The organism is Streptomyces sp. NPDC005752, assembly GCF_040630715.1.
GTDB lineage: Bacteria > Actinomycetota > Actinomycetes > Streptomycetales > Streptomycetaceae > Streptomyces.
The window spans coordinates 26465-42156 of record NZ_JBEXYB010000012.1; the positions used below are offsets into that span (position 1 = coordinate 26465).

Annotated in this window: 13 protein-coding genes; 4 read left to right on the forward strand and 9 right to left on the reverse strand. The window is 70.7% G+C overall.

Annotated features, from left to right (window positions below; genetic code table 11):
* Window positions 1-9 precede the first annotated feature (9 nt).
* The 3 genes from ABZ441_RS12420 to ABZ441_RS12430 form a co-directional block, all read right to left on the reverse strand.
* Window positions 10-1794 carry an HAD-IA family hydrolase gene (locus tag ABZ441_RS12420; RefSeq protein WP_358971647.1) on the reverse strand — a complete coding sequence of 595 codons (1785 nt, stop codon included), beginning with the start codon at window positions 1792-1794 and terminating at the stop codon, window positions 10-12.
* Entirely contained in the window at window positions 1791-2954 is a 1164-nt protein-coding gene (locus ABZ441_RS12425) for a DegT/DnrJ/EryC1/StrS family aminotransferase (RefSeq protein WP_358971650.1), read from the reverse strand. The genes ABZ441_RS12420 and ABZ441_RS12425 overlap by 4 nt, the downstream gene beginning before the upstream one ends.
* Window positions 2955-3431: 477 nt before the next feature.
* The gene (locus tag ABZ441_RS12430; RefSeq protein WP_358971652.1) at window positions 3432-4163 is read right to left on the reverse strand and encodes a MerR family transcriptional regulator; all 732 of its coding nucleotides are present in this window, start codon (window positions 4161-4163) and stop codon (window positions 3432-3434) included.
* A gap of 222 nt (window positions 4164-4385) precedes the next feature.
* Between ABZ441_RS12430 and ABZ441_RS12435 the strand changes: the two genes are divergently transcribed.
* Window positions 4386-5888 (forward strand): alpha/beta hydrolase, encoded by a 1503-nt coding sequence (locus ABZ441_RS12435; RefSeq protein ID WP_358971655.1) that lies wholly within the window; start codon window positions 4386-4388, stop codon window positions 5886-5888.
* A 167-nt stretch (window positions 5889-6055) separates the two neighbouring features.
* Here the strand turns inward: ABZ441_RS12435 and ABZ441_RS12440 are convergent, their stop codons facing one another.
* Together ABZ441_RS12440 and ABZ441_RS12445 are read right to left on the reverse strand one after the other, a co-directional pair.
* Window positions 6056-6502, reverse strand: a complete 447-nt coding sequence (locus ABZ441_RS12440; protein WP_358971658.1) for a cold shock domain-containing protein — start codon at window positions 6500-6502, stop codon at window positions 6056-6058.
* A 212-nt stretch (window positions 6503-6714) separates the two neighbouring features.
* Window positions 6715-7707 (reverse strand): fibronectin type III domain-containing protein, encoded by a 993-nt coding sequence (locus ABZ441_RS12445; protein ID WP_358971661.1) that lies wholly within the window; start codon window positions 7705-7707, stop codon window positions 6715-6717.
* A 117-nt stretch (window positions 7708-7824) separates the two neighbouring features.
* Here ABZ441_RS12445 and ABZ441_RS12450 point away from each other — a divergent pair, with 117 nt between their 5' ends.
* Window positions 7825-8433 carry a TIGR03086 family metal-binding protein gene (locus ABZ441_RS12450; RefSeq protein ID WP_358971663.1) on the forward strand — a complete coding sequence of 203 codons (609 nt, stop codon included), beginning with the start codon at window positions 7825-7827 and terminating at the stop codon, window positions 8431-8433.
* Window positions 8434-8551: 118 nt separating this feature from the next.
* Here ABZ441_RS12450 and ABZ441_RS12455 read toward each other — a convergent pair whose 3' ends face one another.
* A complete protein-coding gene (locus ABZ441_RS12455; protein ID WP_358971665.1) occupies window positions 8552-9235 on the reverse strand; it encodes an alpha/beta hydrolase in 684 nt (227 codons plus the stop codon).
* A 64-nt stretch (window positions 9236-9299) separates the two neighbouring features.
* On the opposite strand from ABZ441_RS12455, the gene ABZ441_RS12460 reads away from it, so the two are divergent.
* Window positions 9300-10103 carry a chitosanase gene (locus ABZ441_RS12460; protein ID WP_358971668.1) on the forward strand — a complete coding sequence of 268 codons (804 nt, stop codon included), beginning with the start codon at window positions 9300-9302 and terminating at the stop codon, window positions 10101-10103.
* A gap of 104 nt (window positions 10104-10207) precedes the next feature.
* Entirely contained in the window at window positions 10208-11074 is an 867-nt protein-coding gene (locus ABZ441_RS12465; protein ID WP_358971670.1) for a chitosanase, read from the forward strand.
* Window positions 11075-11137: 63 nt separating this feature from the next.
* Here the strand turns inward: ABZ441_RS12465 and ABZ441_RS12470 are convergent, their stop codons facing one another.
* The 3 genes from ABZ441_RS12470 to ABZ441_RS12480 all read right to left on the reverse strand — a co-directional run bounded on the left by ABZ441_RS12470 (window position 11138) and on the right by ABZ441_RS12480 (window position 15677).
* The gene (locus ABZ441_RS12470; RefSeq protein ID WP_358971673.1) at window positions 11138-12604 is read right to left on the reverse strand and encodes a nucleobase:cation symporter-2 family protein; all 1467 of its coding nucleotides are present in this window, start codon (window positions 12602-12604) and stop codon (window positions 11138-11140) included.
* 229 nt (window positions 12605-12833) lie between these two features.
* Window positions 12834-14231 carry an 8-oxoguanine deaminase gene (locus ABZ441_RS12475; protein ID WP_358971676.1) on the reverse strand — a complete coding sequence of 466 codons (1398 nt, stop codon included), beginning with the start codon at window positions 14229-14231 and terminating at the stop codon, window positions 12834-12836.
* Window positions 14232-14276: 45 nt separating this feature from the next.
* Window positions 14277-15677, reverse strand: coding sequence for a nucleobase:cation symporter-2 family protein (locus ABZ441_RS12480; RefSeq protein ID WP_358971679.1), 1401 nt, complete (start codon window positions 15675-15677; stop codon window positions 14277-14279).
* Window positions 15678-15692 lie beyond the last annotated feature (15 nt).

Genomic DNA, 15692 nt, shown 5'->3' on the forward strand with positions numbered 1-15692 from the left:
AGGGGTCGTTCAGCCGGCTTCGCCCGCCGGCCACAGCGCCAGTAGGTCCCCCGGCTTGTGGAGTACGGCGTCGGGTGACGCGGCAAGCAGCGCGGCCTCGTCCGTCTCCCCCCACAGCGCCGCCAGCGCGGCGACCCCCGCACCGTGCGCGCTCTCTATGTCGGTGACCGCGTCCCCGACCATCACCGCGCTGTCGGGCTCGGCACCGAGCAGTTCCAGTGCCTTGAGCACGATGTCCGGAGCGGGCTTCGGGTGAGCGATCTCGTCGGACCCGATGACATGGTCGAAGAGCTCCAGCACGCCCAGCTGCGACAGCAGTGAACGCGCCCGGGGCCCGCTCTTCCCCGTGGCCACGGCGAGCCGGAATCCCCGCTCCCGCAGCGTGTGCAGCATCTCCGGCACCCCGTCGAACATGGGCACCAGGTGAGCCATCCGGTAGCTCTCCCTGACGAAGGGCTCCTGCATCGCGAGCGGCAGGTCCATGATGCGCATGATGTCGGGGAAGTACCGGCCCAGATGCCGGTTGTACTCCGCGAACGGCGCCGGCCCTTCGCCCACGACCTCCGCGTAGGCGATCGAGAAGGCCTCACGCATCACCTCGGTGCTGTCCACCAGCACACCGTCGAGGTCGAACACGACCACACTTCTGGGGTGCTCCAGCGTACCGACGGCGGGCGCGTCCCCCGTCAGCCCCGTCATGCGCCTGTCCATCCGGTACTCCCTGGTCGCGTCGTGGTTCGAAACGGTCTGCCGGGCACTGGCGTAGAGACGCTCGATGACCCCGATGGTCCGGCGTGCGTCCGCCACGGCCCGCCCGGTCATGCCCGGGTCACCCAGCAACCCGGGCAGTTCGTCGAGCTGCCGGTCGTACTCCGCACCGATCTGCTCGGCCTCCAACGGCACCTGCGCCGTCTCACCGTCGACGGTGAACGTCAGGCCGGAGCCGCCCTCGCGGTTGGGGCTGAAGCCGAAGGTGCAGCGCAGCGAGGCCACGCCCGCACTGCCCTCCACCGTGATCCTCGTGACGTCGCGCGCCTCGTGCGACGCCCAGCTCGCGCGGAGCGCCACGGAGACGCCGTCCTCGGTGAGCAGGAAGCCCCGGACGGTGTCCTCGACGTCGCCGCCTGTCGCGCCCTTGCCCGCGGTCGGGACACGATCGCGCCAGCCGGCCCGCGCTCCCGACGTGTTGACGAAGTCGTCGGACACCGCGCCGACCACCTGCGTCACGGCGGCCGGCCCCAGAAGCGGCGCGACGCAGTCGAGCAGGTGCCATCCGAGGTCGACCAGTGCGCCGCCGCCCGCAAGCCGCGTCTGCGTGAACCAGCCCCCGGAGTCCGGAACGCCACGGGCCCGTACCCAGGACACGTCGATGTGCCGGATCCGTCCCACGGCCGACACCTGTTCGTACAACGCCCGGACGTCGGCCCGGTACCGGGCCGCGCTGCCGGCGAGCAGCACCGCGCCTCCGCCGCGTTCCGCCTCCGCGAGCCGGTCGGCCTCGGTGGAGGTCAGGCACACCGGCTTCTCGAGGAACACGGGTATGCCCCGGGCCAGTAGTTTCTCGGCGATGTCGGCGTGCAGGTGGTTGGGCACGGCGACGACCGCGAGGTCGACCGTCCCGGGCACGATCTCCGCGACGTCACCCAGCCGCGGAACCTCCGTGTCCTCGGGGCCGGCCACCGGGTCCACCACAGCCACGACGTCGAAGGCCGGATGGCCGGTCAGCCGGGGGAGCCAGATCTCCCGGCCCGCCCATCCCATCCCGACCACCACGACACGGACGGGCGCGTTCACGCCCCGGCCATGCTCTCGGCGATGACGGCTGCGATGTCGTGCATCTGCTGCTCGGTACCCAGCAAGGTCCGGTGGTGCAACCAGATGGAGTCCCGGGTGAGCGCCTCGGAGTTCGGGCAGCGCCGCGCGATGTCCTCCACGGACTCCTCGGGAGCGGCGGACTCCCAGAAACCGTCGCTGCGGTAGATGGCACGGAAGCCGACGAACGCCGGGAGCCCACGCTCGATCAGGGTGTCCACGAGCGCGTTGCGACGCTCCTCACCGAGGTCGGGGACCCGGAACATCGCCATGTAGTGCGGATTGCGGTCGTTGCGCTCGTCCCTGGTCTGGGGTACGACACCGGGGATCTCGGCGAGCAGGCTCGCCAGCAGCGGCCAGCGCTCCTCACGCGTGTCGATCTGCCCTGCCAGGCGCCCCAGTTGGGCCCGCAGGACCGACGCGCTGAACTCGTTCATCCGGAAGTTGGAGCCCGACGTGTTGTGGAAGTACTTGCGGTCCGTCGGGGGCCGGCCGCAGCTGTGCCGCAGGAACGCGCTGTCGTACAGCTCACGGGTCGGGAAGGTCACCGCGCCTCCCTCGCCGGCGGTCATGAGCTTGCCGTTCTGGAAGCTGAAGGCGGCCACGGAACCGAGCTCGCCGACCTTCCTCCCCTGCCACTGCGCACCATGGGCGTGCGCCGCGTCCTGCAGGATCGCCACTCCCGCGTCGGCGGTCAGCTTCTCCAGCGCGTCCATGTCGGCGATCTGACCCGCCATGTGGACCGGCATCACGGCCTTGGTCCTGGGTCCCATCGCGGCGGCGACGGCGGCCGGATCGATGCAGTACGTCTCCAGGTCGACGTCCACCGGAACGGCCACCGCGCCCAGCCGCTGGGCTGCCTGCGAGGAGGAGATGAAAGTGAAGGCGGGAACGATGACTTCGGAGCCGGGGCCGACTCCGAGTACCTGGAGGGCGAGCTCCAGCGCATGCGTGCCGTTGGTCACCGCGAGGGCGTACGGGGCACCGTGGTATTCGGCGAACTCCTCCTCGAAGGTGTCGACCTCGCTCCCCCCGATGCGCCACCACTGCCCCTGGTCGAGGGCACGGACCAGAGCGCTCCGCTCCTCGTCCCCGTACTGCGGCCAGGCGGGGAATTCAAATGACTGCGGCGAAGAACCCATTGACTACACACGCTCCGAGTGAATTGAATCGACCTGGGCCACGAAGCTAACGCAGCAATGCATTTGCCCCTCCCCCTCCCCTTTCCCCTACCACCCCCCTATTCGCGTGCGGGACGACGGATCGTCGACACGGATATCGGTTCGGGGCCGACGCGCCTGATGCAGCTGCGAACCGGGGAGGGATACGGCGTGCAGCGCTGTGACGAGTCGACGACATGCGCGTTTCGGGACGGGTTTCGTAAACGATGACCTGCCCGTGCGTGGCCACTTCCGAAGCCTTGGCGGAACACTCACGGATGGTCATTCATGCACAACGCCTCGCATGCGGCGTGTGGTGACGGCGGCGCAACGGGCGTCCGGGCCGCGAATGCGCGCACAAACCGAACCGATTACCGCTCTCACGGAGCCGCCGGCGTGGTGACGACGTCGCACCGCCCCGCGGGCACGTCGTCGGTGGGGCCAGGCCGGGCAGCGTGGTCACGTCCCGGTGGCGTCGTCCCCCGAAAGCAGTGTGTGGACGCGTTGCAGGACGTCGAGTTGGGCCTCGTTGTAGAACTCGACCACGGCCTGCACGACGACCGACCTGGTGATCGCCGCGTCCCGGCGGGAGGAGGCTTCCAGGTCGCCGAGGAACGGATGGTCCTCCTGCTGTTTACGGGTTCCGGGCGCGAGGCGTACCGCGAGTCGCTGCCGCACGTCGTCGGGCGCGTCGGCGGGGAGGGCGTCGAACTGCGCGGCGACGTCGCCCCGCGGCGCTGCGAGCTGCTCCTGGAGCGCTGCCATCGCCGCGGGGGTGAAGACGCTGGAGTACGCCACCAGTAAGGATCTCTGAGCCTCCGGCAGCCCGTCGGCGAGCGTCATGAGGTCCGCCGGGAGATCGATCGAGGCTCCGTCGTCCAGGATCGCCGCCAGTTCCCGTCGCATCCGCTGCTGTCGTTCGATGCTCGCCGCGAGTTCCGCGTCGAGGGCACGGAGGATCTGCTCCATCCTCTCGTCGGCCACCTCGACCGAGGCGATGTCCGACAGCGGCACGCCGAGGTCGACCAGCCTGCGGATGCGCAGCAGGCGGACCAGGTGCTTGATGTCGTACCGCTTGTAGCCGTTGGCCGATCGTTCGGGCTCGTCCAGCAGGCCGACCTTGTGATAGTGCCGGACGGTCTTCAGCGTCGTGCCGGCGAGTTCGGCCAGCTGCCTCGTGCTCCACGTCACCGGCGGACCCTCCCTTGGGTGCTCCGTACCTCGTCGCCGTCGGCGTCCTGCAGGTCGGCGAGATCGACTCCGGCAGGCTGCCCATTCAAGACCGTGCCCCTGGGGCATGGTCAACCCTCGTCCGCGCGCGCATGCCTCCGAAACGGTGTTGACCGTGCCCCAAGGGCACGGTGTGCGATGGGCGCCGACCACCACCACGAGACGGACATGAGGAGACTGGACATGAAACGACAACGCCCCGTCGGCCGGAGCTCGGCCCTGGCGGTCGTCCTCGGCCTCGGCTGCTCGCTGGTCGCCGTGCCCGCCGCCGCGGACGAGCCCCACGCGCCGCAGGTGAGGTGGGGCGCCTGTCCCGAGGACGTCGTGGCCGAAGCCGCTCCGACCGAGCTGGAGTGCGCCACCGTGCCCGTGCCGGTGGACTACGCCGACCCCGACAGCTCCCCGATCGACCTCATGATCTCCCGGCTGGCCAGCGCGAACCCGGACGAGCGACGCGGCACGCTCATGCTCAATCCGGGCGGGCCCGGAGGCTCCGGACTGGCGCTGCCGGCGCTGCTGGTGGCCCGGGGCCTGCCCGCAGGCGTCCTGGACGGCTACGACCTGATCGGCATGGACACCCGCGGCATCGGGCACTCCGCACCCGTCGGGTGCGGGTTCGCGCCGGACGGCCCCTACAACGCCAACATCCCGCCCTACGCGGTCGACGACGCCGCGGTCACCGCACAGGCGAAGGTCGCGGAGCAGGTGGCCCGGCAGTGCGCGCACCATGACCGGGACGGAGTGCTGCGCCACCTGACCACGGCGAACACCGCCCGCGACCTGGACCGCATCCGGGCCGCGCTCGGCGAGGAGAAGACCAGCTACCTGGGCTACTCCTACGGCACGGCGCTGGGTGCCGCCTACGCGTCGATGTTCCCCGAGCGCTCGGACCGGATCGTGCTCGACAGCAACATCGGCGACACCCACCTCGACCGCGACGGCATGCGCCGCTACGCCCTCGGGATGGAGCAGTCGTTCCCGGACTTCGCGAAGTGGGCGGCCGCACGGCACGACAGCTACGGCCTGGGCCGCACTCCCGCGCAGGTCCGCAGGAACCACCTCGCCCTCGCCGGGCGACTGGACAGGACCCCGGTCGCAGGAGTCGACGGCAACCTGCTGCGGCTGTCCACCTTCGGCCTACTGTTCAAGAGGACGCAGTACCCCAAGCTGGCCCAGCTGTGGCAGACGCTGGCCGACGGCGACGGCACGGCGGCCCGGCTGCTCCCACAGAACGCCACCACGGAGAAGCCGACGTCATTCGACAACTCCTTGTCGGTGTTCCTCGCCGTGACCTGCAACGACATCGAGTGGCCCAAGAGCGTCGACACCTATCGGCACGGTGTCGCCGAGGACCGCGAGCGCTACCCGCTGTTCGGCGCCGCCGCAGCCAACATCACGCCCTGCGCCTTCTGGCCGTACACCCCGGCCGAGCCGCCGGTCGCGGTCGACGACGACGGACCGCGCAACGTGCTCCTCGTACAGAACCTGCGCGACGCGCCCACACCGCACCTCGGCGGGAAGATGCTGCGCCAGAAATTCGCGGACCGGTCCCGGCTGCTGAGCGTCGACGACGGCGGGCACGGCGTCTACGTCCTCGGCGACAACGCCTGCGCTCTGAACATCACCACGCGTTACCTCGTCGAGGGCCGGATGCCCGGCAAGGACACGCTCTGCCAAGCGGGTTGATCCCCGGACCGGACCCCCACGGCGCGTGAGACGGCCGGCACCGGCGAAGACGCCGCAGCCCGCGGTCCGGCGCCGGCCGTCGGATCCGTTGCGGCTCCGGAGCACGACCCTGACCCGCGGATCCTCGCAAGGGGCCCTGCCGCCCCGGCGGCAGGGCCCCGACCACCTCAGCCCTCGACCCATCCGCGGTTCTTGGCGAACTGCAGCAGCCCCTGGCGCACCTGGAGAATGTGCTCCGCGGTGAGCGCCGGCGCCGACTCCAGCAGCACCTCGGTGACGTCCCGTACGAACTCGTCCGTGCTGAGCACATCGCACAGCACGTCGTCACCGTCCGCCGTCTGCCTGCTCGGGGACACGAGAGTCCCCGCGGAAACGGACGCCGGGGCCGCGGTCGGCTCACTGCCGGCGGTGCCGGTGGCGAGGCGCACCGCCGAGGCCTTGAGTCCCCGGTCGCTCTGCTCGACCTCGAACTCGACCCTCAGACCGGGCCTGACGGACGCCTCCGGAATCCAAAGGTCGTTCACATGCAGAAAGACGTCCTCGCCACCGTGTTCCGGCGCGATGAATCCATAGCCCTTCGCGCTGTCGAACCGCACCACACGCCCGCTGACCATCAGAACCCGCCTCTCGAACAACTCCCCGGACCCCATGCCCGGGGACACCACTGCCGCTGCGGGAGGCCCGGCCCACCTACACCTGGTCCGGACATGCCGCGCGGCGTACCCGCCGCTACCGTCGCGGCCGTCATGAGCTGCGGGTGACACCCGAGCCCTCGGTACCGGCCACAGCATAGTGTCAGTGACGCCGACGGGCGGGTGACCGGCCGTCAGCCGGTCAGCACCACGGTGCGCTGGGCCGAGAAGTCGCCCCACTTCCCGTCGGGGAGCCTGGGCCGGAGTTTGAGCGAGTAGCGGGTGCCCGGCGGGTCGGTGAGAGTGAGCCGGTACGTCGCGCGGCCCGAGGGCGGGGTGCCGCCCCAGACGATGGTGGTGGTCAGCTTGCCGTTCAGGAACAGCTGGTACGCGGGAATCGTGCCGCCGGTGTCCGGCTGGTCCCAGGAGAGGTCGACGAGCGACTCCCCGCCCCGGGCCGTCACCTTCGTCCGCAGCCCGGTCGGCGCCGTGCTCGCGGGGGCGCCGGGTGCGGACGGGGTGGTGAGGTCGAGCGCGTCACTGTCGGGCGAGGAGTGGTCGGCGGCGTCACGGGCGCGGACGGTGAAGGTGTAGACGGTGCCGGGCCGCAGCCCCGTGATCCGGGCCGTGGTCCGCGTTCCGGAGACGCTGTGGATCCTGGAATCCTCCTGGTAGACGTTGTACGAGGTGACGCCGACGTCGTCCGTGGAGCCATCCCAGGACAGGGTGACCGTCCGGCCGCTGTCCGCCCTGCCCCGTAGCTTCGACGGTCCGGTCGGTGCCTCCTCGTCGGCGGGGGCGGTCGCGGGTGTGGTGACGGTGGCCGCGGCGCTCGGGGCGGAGTGGTTTCCGGCGGCGTCGCGGGCCCGGACCGTGAAGGTGTAGGACGTGGACGCGGTGAGCCCGTCGATGTCGGTCATCAGCTTGGCAGCGGCCACCGAGGCCGCCTTCCTCCCCTCACGGTAGACGTCGTAGCCGGTGACGCCCCTGTCGTCGGTGGACCGCTCCCACATGACGTGTACGGAGGTGGCGCTGCCGGCCTGGGCCGTCACCCCCTCGGGGGCAGTCGGGTTCCTGGAGTCCGCTTCGGCGGAGCCTCCACAGGCACTGAGAGCGGCGAGGAGCAGCGCGGCGGAACAGGCCAACGCGGTGCGTGCGTGGGGGCGTTGCACGGTGATGCCTTCCATCCGACAGCAATGGTCCAGACCTATATGCCATGCGGGTGGCGCCTCCGACAAGAGGACGGACCGGAACACTCCGCGATGTCCGCGATGAGTTCCGGGCCCGAGGGGGGTCTTATGGGTATGGAAACGCATGACGGAACCGCACCCGGCCTCGATCTCGGACCGGCGGCGCGGCAGATCCGCGAACTGATCGGTGACATCGAGGACCGGCAGCTGACCGGCCCGACGCCCTGCCCGGACTACTCGGTGCGGGAGCTGCTCGGGCACCTCCTGGGGCTGACCGCCGCCTTCCTGGACGCGGCGCACAAGAAGCTCGGCCCGACGACCGACACCCCGCCGACGGCGGCCCTGCCGGCACTGCCCGCCGACTGGCGCACGGCGCTGCCGCCGCTGCTGGACGAGCTGGTCGCGGCCTGGCGCTCCCCCGCCGCACTGGAGGGCATGACCCGGGCCGGCGGGATCGATCTGCCCGGCCAGGTCGCCGGAATGGTCGTACGGAACGAGCTGGTGGTGCACGGCTGGGACCTGGCCAGGTCGACGGGGCAGGCGTTCCGGGCGGACGAGGCCTCCCTGCGCTCGTCGGAGGCGATGCTGGCGCCCGGGGACGACGACAGGTCCGGCCCGGACGCGATCTTCGGCCCGCCGGTGCCCGTCCCGGCCGACGCGCCGCTGGCCGACCGGGTGATCGCGCTGAGCGGGCGCCGGCCCGACTGGCAGCCGGGCGACTGACGACGTCGCGCGCGGGCACGGGCACGACGGCGGCGTCGCACGTGGGCCGGCGGAGGCATCGTGCTCGGGTGAGACGGTGGCGTCGCGCGCGGGGCAGGCGGTCAGGGTCCGGGGCTGCTCAGCTGGTGAAGAACTCGGTGATCTGCTGGGCCACCTGGTCCGCGTGCTTCTTGTGCACATGGTGGCCGCCGCCCAGGGTGAGCAGCCGGCAGTCGGGGATGAGCGAGGCCATGTCGGCCAGCCTCCCCTGCGGCATGCTGCTCTCCGGACCCCCCGCGATCATCATCGTCGGGGCGACGATCTGCCCCAGCTCCTGCTCCCACCGGGGATCCGGCTCGGCCACCTGGGCCCGGACGGCCGGCACGACGTTCTCGTCGTAGTCCACCGGGCCCGCGTGGCGGCTGTCGGCCACCAGCTGGCCGGGGAACGGCGGCGGGGTCTCGACCAGCACCAGCCGCTCCACCCGGTCGGCGTGCTCCTCGGCGAGGAGATAGGCGACCACGCCGCCCATCGAGTGGCCGACGAGGCCGACCCGGTCGAGTTCGCAGGCGTCGAGGAACTCCAGGACGTCGTCCCGCATCTGCTCGAAGCCGTACTCGTCGGGCCAGTCGCTCTCGCCGTGGCCGCGCAGATCGATGGCGTACACCCGCCACTCCTCGCCGAGCAGGGTGCCGACGGCCTCCCAGCTCAGGGACGAGCCACCGAGGCCGTGCAAGAGGACGACGGGCGAACCGAAGGGGTCGCCCCAGGTCCGGTACGCCAGCCGCACTTCGCCGACGTCCACAACAGACTGATCTTCCATATCGCGAACGCTACAGGCGCCCCACCCCGGTCGGGACCGCCCCCCGGCCTGACAGGCTTGGTGCGTGAAACACAGGCGCCCCGCCCTCGCCGCCGTCGCGGCCCTCGTCCTGACCGGCTGTTCCGGAACCGGCTCCCACTCCCCCGAGACGGGTCTCGACGACCCCGCGAAGAAGGACATCGCCATGCGGCTGGTGTCCAGCGCGGAGAACTCCACATTGGACTGGAAGGCCCAGTACGGCTACGTCGAGGACATCGGCGACGGCCGCGGCTACACCGCCGGCATCATCGGATTCTGCTCCGGCACCGGCGACCTGCTGAAGGTCGTCGAGCGCTACACGGCGAAGCACCCGGGCAACGTACTCGCGGACTTCCTCCCGGCACTGCGCGCGGTGAACGGCAGCGACTCGCACGAAGGGCTCGGCGCCGCCTTCACCCACGCCTGGACGGAGGCGGCGGCGGATCCGGGGTTCCGGGCGGCACAGGACGCGGAGCGGGACAGCTCGTACTTCGATCCGGCGGTCGAACGCGCCGAGGCCGACGGGCTCAGCGCCCTGGGGCAGTTCGTCTACTACGACGCCTATGTGATGCACGGGTACGCCGACGCCGAGGGCACGGTCGGCTTCCGTACGATGCGCGCGCAGGCCCTCGCCGAGGCCGATCCACCGTCCGGGGGAGGTGACGAGGAGGCCTATCTGAACGCCTTCCTCGACGCCCGGGTGGCCGCGATCCGCAAGGAGCCCTCACACAGCGACACCAGCCGGGTGGAGACCGCCCAACGCGTCTTCGTCCGGGAGGGGAGGCTCCAGTTGGAAACTCCCCTGGTGTGGAAGGTCTACGGCGAGCGCTTCCGCATCGACGGAGCCTGAAGAGCTCGGGTCCGTCCGTGCACGGGGGTTACGACACGCTCCGACCTCTGGTAGGAAAGTTTACTAACAGAATATCGGAACGACGAACTCCTGCTGGAGGACCGGTGCATCACCCCCACAACAGCACCTCACGTCGCACCACCCGATTCACCCGCACCGTCGGATTCGCCGCGCTGGCCCTCGGGCTCACCTTCACGGCGGTTCCGGCCATCGCCCACGCCGGCGCCCTCACGCCGCCGGCCGCACACCTGGAGGCAGCGGCGACCGGTCTCGACGACCCCGCGAAGAAGGACATCGCGATGCAGCTGGTGTCCAGCGCGGAGAACTCCACGCTGGACTGGAAGGCCCAGTACGGCTACATCGAGGACATAGGCGACGGCCGCGGCTACACGGCCGGGATCATAGGGTTCTGCTCCGGCACCAGCGACATGCTCGGCCTGGTGGAGCTGTACACGGAGCGGAAGCCGGGCAACGTCCTGGCGTCGTACCTCCCCGCCCTGCGGGACGTGAACGGCACCGATTCGCACGAGGGGCTCGACCCCGGTTTCACCGGCCACTGGGCCGAGGCCGCGGCGGACCCCGCGTTCCAGCAGGCCCAGAACGACGAGCGCGACCGGGTGTACTTCGACCCGGCCGTGCGCCAGGCCAAGGCCGACGGCCTCGGCACACTCGGGCAGTTCGCCTACTACGACGCCATCGTGATGCACGGCGGGGGCGACGACAGCACCAGCTTCGGAGCTGTCCGGCAGCTGGCCCTGGCCGAGGCGAGCCCGCCGTCGCAGGGCGGTGACGAGGTGGCCTACCTCGACGCGTTCCTCGACGCACGGGTCTGGGCGATGAAGCAGGAGGAGGCCCACTCGGACACCAGCCGGGTGGACACGGCCCAGCGGGTGTTCCTGCGCAACGGCAATCTGAACCTGGACCCGCCGCTGGACTGGCAGGTCTACGGCGACAGCTTCCACATCGGCTGACACCACCCGCCGAGGGTGCGCGTACGGATCCCTGCCGCGGGCCTCCGTACGCGCACCGCCGGGTTAGTGGGCGACGGGCAGGGCCATCGGGTCCTTGGGCTGTTCACTGTCCGCGGCTTCCGTCTCCGGCTCCGCGTCGGGCCTCCGGCCCCAGTGGTTGAAGGCCAGGTTCAGGACGATCGCCACCACGCAGCCGGTGGAGATTCCCGAGTCCAGGACGACGAGCAGGTCCTCGGGGAAGGCGTGGTAGAAGTCCGGAGCCGCGATCGGGATGAGGCCGACACCGACGGCCGCCGCGACGATCAGGGCGTTCTCGCCCTTCTCCAGGGCCGCGGTCGCCAGGGTCTGGATACCGCTCGCGGCCACCGACCCGAAGAGCACTATGCCCGCGCCCCCGAGGACCGGAAGCGGTACGAGGGCGATGACGGACGCGGCCACGGGGAGCAGTCCGAGCAGCACGAGGATCGCCCCGCCCGCGGCGACGACGAACCTGCTGCGCACCTTGGTCATGGCGACCAGCCCGATGTTCTGGGCGAACGCGCTGCACATGAAGCCGTTGAAGAGCGGGCTCACGGCGCTGCCCAGGGTGTCGGCACGCAGTCCGCCCTCGATGGTCCGCTCGTCCGCGGGGCGGCCGACGATCTTGCCGAGGGCCAGCATGTCGGCGGTGGACTCGGTCATGCAGACCAGCATCACGATGCACATCGAGATGATGGCCGCGATCTCGAACTGCGGGGCGCCGAAGTGGAACGGTGTCGGGAAGCCGACCACGTCGGCGTCGCCCAGTGCCCCGAAGTCGGTGATGCCGGCGGGGATGGCGATCAGGGTGCCGATGACCAGGCCGAGCAGGATGGCGATCTGCTGGAGGAAGCCCCGCAGCAGTTTGCGCAGGGCGAGCACGATCACGAGGGTGACGGCGGCCATCGTGATGTTCGTCGTCGAACCGTAGTCGTCGGCGGCCGCGTCGCCGCCCTGCGACCAGTTGAAGGCGACCGGCAGCAGCGAGACCCCGATCAGGGTGATGACGGTGCCGGTGACGACGGGCGGGAAGAACCGCACCAGCTTGCAGAAGTACGGCGCGAGGACGAAGCCGAGGAGGCCGGCGACGATGATCGCGCCGAAGATGACGGCGATGCCGTCGTGCCCGCGGTCCTTGCCTATCGCGATCATCGGGGTGACCCCGGCGAACGAGACGCCGTTGACGAACGGCAGCCGGGCGCCTATTCGCCAGAAGCCGAGCGTCTGGAGCAGGGTGGCTATCCCCGCGGTGAAGAGGCTCGCCCCCATGAGGAAGGCGGTCTCCTTCGCGCTGAGGCCCACGGCGGGCCCCACGATCATGGGCGGGGCCACCACCCCCGCGTACATCGCGGCCACGTGCTGGAGACCGCTGGTGAACATCCGCAGGGGCGGAAGCTTCTCGTCGACCGGATGCTTCCGGCCGGGCTCCTCGACTGCGCTTGCATCGGCTGCGCTTCCTTCGGCTGCGCTTCCTTCGACTGCGTTCTTACGAAACCTGGGCGTAGCTGCCACGGCTTCCTCCGGTCGGGTACACGTCGGGCGACGTGGGTGTCAGGGAGGTGGTGCGGAGTGGTGCGTTGGTGCAGGTCGTGCAGCTGGTGCGGGCAGCTTGGAGCTCACCTGTGCGGGTGCGCGTACGCGACGTACGCGCACCCGCACAGGCTGCCGTCGACCCTGCTGGGTCCACGGCGGCCGGCCGAGGGCCGTCCCCCTCGGCCGGCCTGTCAGGGGGCGCGGAGCATCAGGCTCCGGCGGCGATCCGGGCCAGTCGCCCGGCCTCGTCGCGGGTCGCGCGCGCGATGGCGTCCTCGTCCACCGTGGTGAGGTGGTTGTCCTCGACGACGGTTCTGCCGTTGACGAGGGAGAGGGTGACGGGGGCAGCGGCACCGAGGACCAGTGCGGTCACGGGGTCCGCGATGGAGGCGTGGGCGAGGGTGTCCATCTTCCACAGCACGAGGTCGGCGAGCTTGCCGGGCTCCAGCGAGCCGATCTCATCGGCCCGGCCGAGCACCCTGGCTCCGCCGTACGTTCCCAGGCGCAGCGCCTGACGGGCGTTCAGGGCCTTCTCGCGGTGGGCGCCGAGGCGGTTGACGAGGAGGGCGTTGCGCAGTTCGGTGTGGAGTTCGCCGGACTCGTTGGAGGCGGTGCCGTCGACGCCGAGCCCGACCGGCACACCGGCGGCGAGCATGTCGGGGACGCGGGCGATGCCCGCGGCGAGACGGGCGTTGGAGGACGGGCAGTGCGCGACGCCGGTGCCGGTGCGGGCGAAGGCGGCGATGTCGGAGTCGTTCATGTGGACGCAGTGCGCCATCCACACGTCGTCACCGAGCCAGCCGGTCGACTCGAAGTAGTCGGTCGGCCCCATCCCGAACAGCTCCTTGCAGAACTGCTCCTCCTCGACGGTCTCCGAGCCGTGGGTGTGCAGCCTTACGCCGCGACGACGTGCCAACTCCGCTCCCTGCCGCAGCAGTTCGGTGGACACGGAGAACGGCGAGCAGGGGGCGACCGCGATCTGCGTCATCGCGCCGAACGAGGAGTCGTGGTACTCGTCGATGGTCGCCTCGGTGGCGGCGAGCGCCCCGTCGAGGGTTTCCACCGCGAAGTCCGGCGGCAGTCCACCGTCCTTCTCACTGCGGTCCATGGAGCCGCGGGCGAGGGTGAAGCGCACGCCCGTCTCGCGGGCGGCGCCGACGATCGCACCGGACAGGTCGCCGGAACCGCGAGGGTAGACGTAGTGGTGGTCCATGGCGGTGGTGACCCCGCCGCGGGCCATCATCGCGAGCGAGCCCTGAGCGGCCGCGCGGGCCATCGGCTCGTCGATGCGCGCCCACGTCGGGTACAGCGCGACCAGCCAGTCGAAGAGGTTGTGGTCGGTCGCCAGGCCCCGGGTGATCCACTGGTAGAAGTGGTGGTGGGTGTTGACGAGGCCGGGCGTGGCGAGGTGCCCGGTGCCGTCGATGCGGCGTACGACACCGGCGAGGCCCTCAGGTGCCTTGCCGGCACCGACGGACTCGATGCGGTTGTCCGCCACGACGATGTGCCCCGAGGCGTACTCGGTGTCGTGGGCGTCGACGGTGGCGATGGAGCAGTTCTCGATGACGATGCGCTGAATGGTCCGTGGATCCGCCGTAGTTGCCATGGTGCTTCCCTCTTCTGTCTCTGGCGATGTGGGCACGGCAGGACCCTAGGAGGATTTGAGTGCCACAGCGTTACGGCTGTGGGTGCCGAGATGATGGAAGAACAGATTGAGCAGGACTGCCACGAGGGCTCCCGCGCTGATCCCTGAGCCGAGCACGGTCTGCGCCCAGGACGGGAATCCGGCGTAGAAGGCGGGCGCAGCGAGCGGGATGATGCCCGCGCCGAGTGCCACCGCCACGAGGATGATGTTGGAGCTGTCGTCGAGCCCGGCCTCGGACAGGGTCCGGATGCCGCTGACCGCGATCGAGCCGAACAGGACGATGCCGGCGCCTCCGAGCACGGGCATCGGGACCAGCGAGACGACCGCCCCGAGTACGGGGAAGGCGCCCAGGACCAGCAGCACACCGCCCGCGGCGGCGACCACGTAGCGGCTGCGCACCCGGGTCAGCGAGACGACGCCGACGTTCTGGGCGAAGGCGCTGGTGGGGAAGCCTCCGAAGACGGGTCCCAGGAGGGTGGCGATGCCGTCGGTGCGCAGGCCCCGCGTGATGGTGGCGCCGTCGGTTCGCCGCTCGCAGATCTCACCGAGTGCCAGCATTCCGGCTGACGACTCCGTCATCAGCACGAGCATCACGATGCACAGGGAGAGGATCGCGGCGGGCTGGAATTCGGGTGCGCCGAAGGCGAAGGGTGTGGGCAGGGCGGCGACGGGCGCGGACCCGAGTGCGGAGAAGTCGGCGAGTCCGAAGGGGACGGCCGCGACGGTGCCGACGAACATGCCCGCGAGCAGGGCGACCTGCTTGACGAAGCCGCGTCCGAAGCGCTGGATCAGGAGGATGACGACGAGGGTGAAGGCGGCGAGCGCCAGGTACTTCATGGCGCCGAAGTCGGCGGCGGTGGCGTCGCCTCCCTGGGCCCAGCCGACGGGCACCGGCATCAGGGTGACGCCGATGAGGGTGATGACGACGCCGGTGACCAGTGGGGGGAAGAAGCGCAGAAGGCGTCCGAAGAACGGGCCGACGGCCAGGCAGAAGATGCCTGCGACGAGCACCGCTCCGTAGATCGCGGGGAGTTGGCGACCGGGGGCACTCGTCTCGGCGATGGCGAGCATCGGTGCGATACCGGCGGAGGACGCCGCGTTGACGAACGGCAGCCGGTTCCCGGCGAAGCCTCCGGCACCGAGGGTCTGGAGGAGGGTGGCGAGTCCGGCGATCAGGAGACTCGCCGCGATCAGCCGGGTCATGCCGGCCGCGTCGAGTCCCACGGCCTGCCCGATGATGAGCGGAGGGGTGACGACGCCCGCGTACATGGCGGCGATGTGCTGGAGCGCGGCGGGGACGAGCCGCGAGGGCGGGAGCTTTTCGTCCACCGGGTGAACTGCCTTTCCGGCAGCGGTCGGTGGGGCGGTACACGGGCCTTTCGCCGGCCCCGTTGCAGGCTGTGCCATGGGATTTCCCTCCGG

What these genes read in the sequence shown, in the direction of transcription:
- ABZ441_RS12425 (WP_358971650.1), bottom strand. Translation starts at nt 2,954, where the DNA reads ATGGGTTCTTCGCCGCAGTCATTTGAATTCCCCGCCTGGCCGCAGTAC.
- ABZ441_RS12435 (WP_358971655.1), top strand. Translation starts at nt 4,386, where the DNA reads ATGAAACGACAACGCCCCGTCGGCCGGAGCTCGGCCCTGGCGGTCGTC.
- ABZ441_RS12440 (WP_358971658.1), bottom strand. Translation starts at nt 6,502, where the DNA reads ATGGTCAGCGGGCGTGTGGTGCGGTTCGACAGCGCGAAGGGCTATGGA.
- ABZ441_RS12445 (WP_358971661.1), bottom strand. Translation starts at nt 7,707, where the DNA reads ATGGAAGGCATCACCGTGCAACGCCCCCACGCACGCACCGCGTTGGCC.
- ABZ441_RS12450 (WP_358971663.1), top strand. Translation starts at nt 7,825, where the DNA reads ATGGAAACGCATGACGGAACCGCACCCGGCCTCGATCTCGGACCGGCG.
- ABZ441_RS12455 (WP_358971665.1), bottom strand. Translation starts at nt 9,235, where the DNA reads ATGGAAGATCAGTCTGTTGTGGACGTCGGCGAAGTGCGGCTGGCGTAC.
- ABZ441_RS12475 (WP_358971676.1), bottom strand. Translation starts at nt 14,231, where the DNA reads ATGGCAACTACGGCGGATCCACGGACCATTCAGCGCATCGTCATCGAG.
- ABZ441_RS12480 (WP_358971679.1), bottom strand. Translation starts at nt 15,677, where the DNA reads ATGGCACAGCCTGCAACGGGGCCGGCGAAAGGCCCGTGTACCGCCCCA.